Source organism: Aeromonas sp. HMWF015, assembly GCF_963878965.1.
Lineage (GTDB): Bacteria > Pseudomonadota > Gammaproteobacteria > Enterobacterales > Aeromonadaceae > Aeromonas > Aeromonas veronii.
Genome location: NZ_CAWNZT010000114.1, coordinates 528 through 6411 on the forward strand (window position 1 = coordinate 528; position 5884 = coordinate 6411).

5 protein-coding genes are annotated in these 5884 nt (G+C 61.7%); all 5 read right to left on the reverse strand.

What is annotated here, in order from left to right:
* Positions 1 to 510, reverse strand: a 510-nt coding sequence (locus AACS18_RS05620) for a virulence factor (RefSeq protein WP_258228866.1), incomplete at its 3' end; no start/stop codon positions are given.
* Between the two features lie 11 nt (positions 511 to 521).
* Positions 522 to 3068 (reverse strand): bifunctional lysylphosphatidylglycerol flippase/synthetase MprF, encoded by a 2547-nt coding sequence (gene mprF / locus AACS18_RS05625; RefSeq protein ID WP_108613919.1) that lies wholly within the window; start codon positions 3066 to 3068, stop codon positions 522 to 524.
* A 152-nt stretch (positions 3069 to 3220) separates the two neighbouring features.
* On the reverse strand, positions 3221 to 3403 hold the full coding sequence (locus tag AACS18_RS05630; RefSeq protein WP_005337116.1) for a hypothetical protein: 183 nt from the start codon (positions 3401 to 3403) through the stop codon (positions 3221 to 3223).
* A gap of 54 nt (positions 3404 to 3457) precedes the next feature.
* Positions 3458 to 4783, reverse strand: coding sequence for a two-component system sensor histidine kinase RstB (gene rstB / locus AACS18_RS05635; protein ID WP_108613920.1), 1326 nt, complete (start codon positions 4781 to 4783; stop codon positions 3458 to 3460).
* A gap of 21 nt (positions 4784 to 4804) precedes the next feature.
* Positions 4805 to 5515, reverse strand: a complete 711-nt coding sequence (rstA, locus tag AACS18_RS05640; protein ID WP_108613921.1) for a two-component system response regulator RstA — start codon at positions 5513 to 5515, stop codon at positions 4805 to 4807.
* Between the last annotated feature and the right edge of the window lie 369 nt (positions 5516 to 5884).

The window sequence follows — 5884 nt, forward strand, 5'->3', positions numbered from 1 at the left end:
CGGCTCGGTCGGGTAGCTCCGCGCCTTGTGGGTCAGCATGTCGCTGACGTGGATCTCGAAATCCGAGCTGGGGGAGGGGGAGAGCATCACGGCCCCGACCAGCCCCTGACGATAGTGCTCCGGCAACCGGTTGATGACGAAGGGGACAATCTCGGCACCAAACGAGAAGCCGACCAGCAGCCAGCGGGGACGCTGCCAACGAGTCTGGTAATCATCGAGGATCCGCTCCAGATCGGCGGTCACCTGCTCCGGGTTTTTCTTCTTCCAGTAGTAGGTGAGGGAGCTCCAGCCCACGACCGGCATGCCGTGCAGCTGAAACTGGGCGCTCAACCCCTTGTCGAGGGCTGCCCAGCCACCATCGCCGCTGAGAAAGATCACCATGGGGGCCTCGGATGGCTGCTTGACCGGCAGCTCAATCAGGCTCAGGTCATCCTTGACCGGGGCGGCGTGCGCCGCAAAAGACGAAACGGGCAGTACGAGACTGAGTAACAGCAAAATCAAGGCTCTCATTGGCCATGCTCCTATTTCTTGATCAGCCCCAGCGGGCCGCGGCTAATCAGGGTGATCAGGTGAGTCAGGGTTCTGGGCAGTACCAGCTTGCTGCTGCAGAGCAGGTAGCGGGGTTCCCAGCGGGGCGAAAATTTCTCCTTGTAGCGTCTGAGCCCCTGAAAGTTGTAAAAACGGCTGCCACGCACAAACAGGGTATTGCCAAGGCGGGCCCAGTAGCTGTTGAGCGGGTGATCGTTGAAGCCGGACATGGGGGCCATCCCCAGATTGAAGCTGGCGTACCCTTGCGCCTTGCCCCACAGCAGCAGCTCGACAAAGAGAAAATCCATGATGGGGGCGGTGCCGGTATCCAGGCTGTAACGCATCAGATCGATGGAGAGCATCTCCTTGTTATCGCTCACCCAGAGGTTGGCAAAGCCGACAATCTGCCCCTCGTGCCAGACCAGTGCAGCCGGGCTCAAGGTCAGGTAGTCAGGCTCGAAGCGGCCGACCGAAAACCCCTTCTCCTTGCCCATCTTGCTCTGCAGCCAGGTATCTGAGACGGTCTGCAATCTGGGCAGCAGGGGAGCCACGGCGCTCGCCTCGACCACCTCGAAGGTCAACCCCCGTTTGCCCTTGGCGTGGCTCTGGCGCAGGTTGCGCAGCCGGCTGCCCGCCAGATCGAAGGTAGCCAGATCGACCATCGCCTCTTCACCGAGCTTGAAGGGGATCAGCCCCAGCTCCAGATAGAGTGGCAGATAGCGGGCCGAGACCTGATAAAAGACCGGATTGGCGTCGTGCTCATCGCACCGCTCGCGAAATTGCCAGAGCAGCTCTTCGATCTGCTCGGGGCGACCGACCGGATCCCCCATCACAATCCAGCTGTTGCCCTCGATGCCATACATCAGGAAGGCGTCGCCGGCGGAGTGGAACAGCAGGGACTTGTCCTGCAACTGGGCCAGATAGCCGTGGATCCCCCCTTCGCGTACCACCAGCTCGTGGGCGTGCGCCAGCGTCTCTTTGTCCGGCTTTTCACCGACTACGCGCAGCGGCGCAAGCAGCTGGGCAACCCCGGCCACGGCCAGCACGGCCACCACGCTCCCCATGGCGCGCAGGCCGCGGGCAGCCCCGCCGTGGGGCGAGAAGTGGAACCAGAGGGTGTGGTCATACTCCACCTGACGGTAGGAGAAGAGCAGCAGCCACAGGGCTCCCAGCAGCACGGCGCCGACCGAAATGAGCCAGCCCGAGGTGTACTGGGGATAGAGCAGCGACCCCTTGCGATAGAAGAGGGCGCGGCAGGGGGTCATGATGAGCAGGAAGCTGCCGAGCAGCAGGGCTGACTCCCAGTCCCCCCCTTTGAGCAGGGAGAAGGCGATCCCCAGTGCCAGCAGCAGCTGGGTGATGCGAAACGCGGCGTCGTGACGGCGGTAGAGGCTGCGCGCCAGCAGGATCAGGAGGATACCGCTCACGCTGCCGAGCACGTGGGAGAGCTCCAGCAGATGGAGCGGCAACACCTGCAGCCACACTTCAATGTGGCTGCGCATGGTCGGGATCATCCCCGAGCAGAGCAGCAGGCTACCGGCGGCAAAGGTTCCCATGCTGATAAGGGCAGGCAGAAATTCGCGCACCGCGCTCATCAGCCCCTGTAGCCGCTGCCAGCGCGCTTTTTGTTGCAGCATCTCCTGACTCGCAAAGAGCAGCAGGGCGCAGAGAAAAGGCAGCAGGTAATAGATGCAGCGATAGAGCAGCAGCGAGGCGAGCAGCTTGTCGGCTGGCAGGTAGTGAGCCAGCAGCAGGCTCATGCTCGCTTCGAACACGCCGATCCCACCCGGCACGTGGGCCAGTACCCCGAGGAAGCTGGCCAGCACGAAGGCACTGAGCAGTACAGGGTAGGGGACGCTATCTGCAGGCAACAGCACAAACAGCACGGCGGCGGCGGCCATCCAGTCGGCCAGCGCGACCAGCAGTTGCAACAGACGTATCCGAAAGCCCGGGAGGGTCAGGGTGTGTGTTCGCCAGGAGAGACGTGGAGCGGGCCAGCAGAGGTAGCTGGCCACCAACAGCAGAGCCATGACGCCCGCCAGCCTGAGCAGGGTATCTGCCCATTGCGGCCAGTCAGGCAGCAACTGTGATACATCGCAGGTCAGTAGGGCGTCACCTCCCCACGCCAGCAGGCCGAGGAAGAAGGTGATGGAGCAGAACAGCACAACTCGGGCTACTTCACCGGTCGCCAGACCTAGGGCTGAGTAGAGCCGATAGCGTACCGAGGTGCCGGTCAGCAGGGCAAATCCCAGGGTGTTGGAGAAGGTGTAGGCGATAAAGGAGATGATGCTGACCTGTTGCCAGGGAAGGCGCTTGCCCAGCGCATGGAGCGCCAGCATGTCATAGCTGCAGAGGCAACCATAACTGAGCAGGGTCAGCAACAGGGCGCCCGCCAGTCGCGGCAGGGGTTGGGACCAGATGGCCACACGAATATCGTGCCAGTGCCATGTCTGGGTCAGGTGATACAGCACGGTCAGTGCGGTGCCGAGCAGCAGCAAGCTGCACAAGGGGCCTAGCCATTTAAGCAGATGACGCCACATGCCATGTTCCTGTGGTCATTGACCGTTTCCCGCAAAGGGGAGCCGGGTCGTGGATCCGGTTTGGACGAGGGAGGCGCTCGTCAGGAAAATTTCGGGAAGAGATGGAAAGGGAGGCGTCAGCCTCCCTCTGTGTTATCCAGTGATCGGTTGGATCACTTGGTTTTCGGCGCGACTTTGACGGCAGGGGTCTTGGCGTGGGTGGCTTTATGGTGTTTTTTCACCACCTTGGTCTGGGTCGCCTGCGGTGTGGCTGTCTTGGTCGGAGTGGCCGCCATGGTGAAACCGGAAGTGAGGGCGAAGACGGCTGCCAGGGTCAGGGGAATGATCTTTTTCATGTTCAATTTCCTTATTCGGGTTGATGTTATGGAGCGTTCTCCATGACAGTCATCCTATGACGGTTGCGGCGGCCCTTCAGTGAGCGGTTGGTGACGGTTTGTATCCAAATGTACAGGCAGGGTCAGGCAGAAGCGGGCGCCGTGGTCACTGGCCAGCAGCGCCACATCCCCCCCGTGATGACGGGCAATGCTGCGCACGATGGCCAGCCCCAACCCGGTGCCGCCGGTGCGACGATCCCGGCTCTGATCAAGGCGCACGAACGGTTCGAAGATCTGGGGCGCCAGCGCCGGATCGATCCCCGGTCCATCGTCGCTCACCTCCAGCAGATAGTTCTCCTGCAGCCGCGAGATGGAGAGGGTAACCTCGCTCTCGGCGTAGCGCAGAGCATTGCCGATCAGGTTCTCCACCGCGCGCGTCAGCAGACGCTGATCGCCGCACCAGGGCATGTGACGTGGCGGCAGATCGAGGGTGAGCTTCTTTTCGGGGGCCAGCGCTTGCCAGTCGCCGAGATGCGCTTGTGCCCAGTGACTGAGCTCCAGCTCGTCGCGCTGCAACGGCAACTCGGGTCTATCCAGCTTGGCGTAGGTGAGCATCTCTTCAATCAGAGCGTCCAGCGCTCCCAGATCTCGCTCCAGCGCCTGCTGCTCCTGCTCGGCAGGGGCAGGATCGAGCATGGCAAACCGATAGCGCAACCGGACCAGCGGGGTGCGCAACTCGTGGGCGATGGCATCGGTCAGTTGCTTGCGGCTGGCAATCATGGCCTGCAATTGGGTCGCCATTTGATCGAAGGTGCGTCCCACCCGGGCCAGACTGCTGCCCGGTGGCAGATTGGTTCGGCAGGAGAGATCCCCATCGCCTACGCGACGTGCGGTTTGCTCCAACTGCTGCAAACCCCGCCAGTGGGGACGCAACCAGAGCAGAATGGGCAGGCCGAGAGAGAGGCCAATAACCAGCAACAGCCCCACATCGACCCAGTGCAGCTCGTGCAGGTAGGAGAGATAGGGTACAGGGCCGACAATCAGCACCCGATCGGTATCGGGGATGCGCTGCAGGAAGGTGTCATCCTCCTCGACGATGACAATGTTGCCGGCGGCCAGAAAGGCTTGATCCTCGCTGGCCAGGGGCTGGCGTGCCAGCTCGCCGATCTTGAGGGGGAGGGTAAACTGACTGCTCTGCTCGGCCAGCCGATCGGGCCAGCGCTCTGGCGGGGTTCTTGCCAACTCGCCGGTCAACAGGCCAAGAGAGCCCTGCATCATGCGTTCGAGATAGCGATCCCCCGCCCGTTCGGCGGTCACCTGATAGACTACGCCAACCAGCAGGATGGCGAGGGTGAAGCAGCCGATCAGCAACAGATAGAACTGGATAAAGAGGCGGCGCATGGCGGTGCTCCCGAAAGAGGGTTATTCCCAGGCGTGAGTGACGAAGAGGTAGCCTTTCTGGCGCACCGTCTTGATCCGGGTCGGGTTGTCAGGGTTATCACCCAGTTTGCGGCGCAGGCGGGAGATGGCCACATCCATGCTGCGATCCTGACCGTCGTACTCCCGGCCGCGCAAGCTGCGAAAGAGGGCTTCCCGACTCAAGATTTGGCCCGCGTGGCAGGCGAGCTCCCACAGCAGATCAAAGTCGGCGGTCGAGAGAGCAATGCTCTCGCCATCGAGCCGCACATCTCGCCCCGGGCCATCCACCCGCAGCCGACCAAATTGCAGCTGCTGGGGAACGCTGCTGGTGGCTGCCGGTTGGGTTGGTGTTTGCTGGTGCTGGCGAAATTGCACCCTCAGTCTGGCCAGTAGCACGGGGGGCGGGGTGGTTTTAAGGATGTAGTCGTTGGCGCCCAGCTCCAGACTTAGGATCTGGTTCATGTCGCTATCCAGCGAGGTGAGCATTACGATGGGGCCGTCGAAGCGCGGCCGCAGATCCCGACAGAGGGACATGCCATCTTGCCCCGGCAACATGATATCGAGCAGCACCAGATCGGGCTGTTCGGCCTCGATCCGGGCCAACGCCATGTCCCCTCTGGGCTCGAGGATCACTTCCATATCGTGGCGGCCGAGCCAACTGCTGATGAGCTGGCCAATCTCGGGATCATCTTCGACAAAAAGGATGCGTTGCATAGAAAAGCTCCAACGGAAAGCAGGAGAGAAGAAGAGCGATCAGCATATCAATGGCGCTTGGGAAATACAGAAAAAGAACCGGGCAGGCTGATGTGTGGGGGAGAGTGGCTGTGTGTATCGATGAGGAGTCGCGAATCGTGACAAATGGGCGGAGCCGCGTTTATCGATCTGGAGGATGATGGCCTTGCAGACAAGGCATGGCACAGTCGAGCGCAAAACAAAAAACCGGCCAAGGCCGGTTTTTCGCGGAGCAGACCAGAAGGTCACTGCACCAGGTCGATGGACATCACCTTACGGTGATTATCGACAGAATAATGGGGTGGCTGATGGGGCTCGAACCCACGACAACCGGAATCACAATCCGGGACT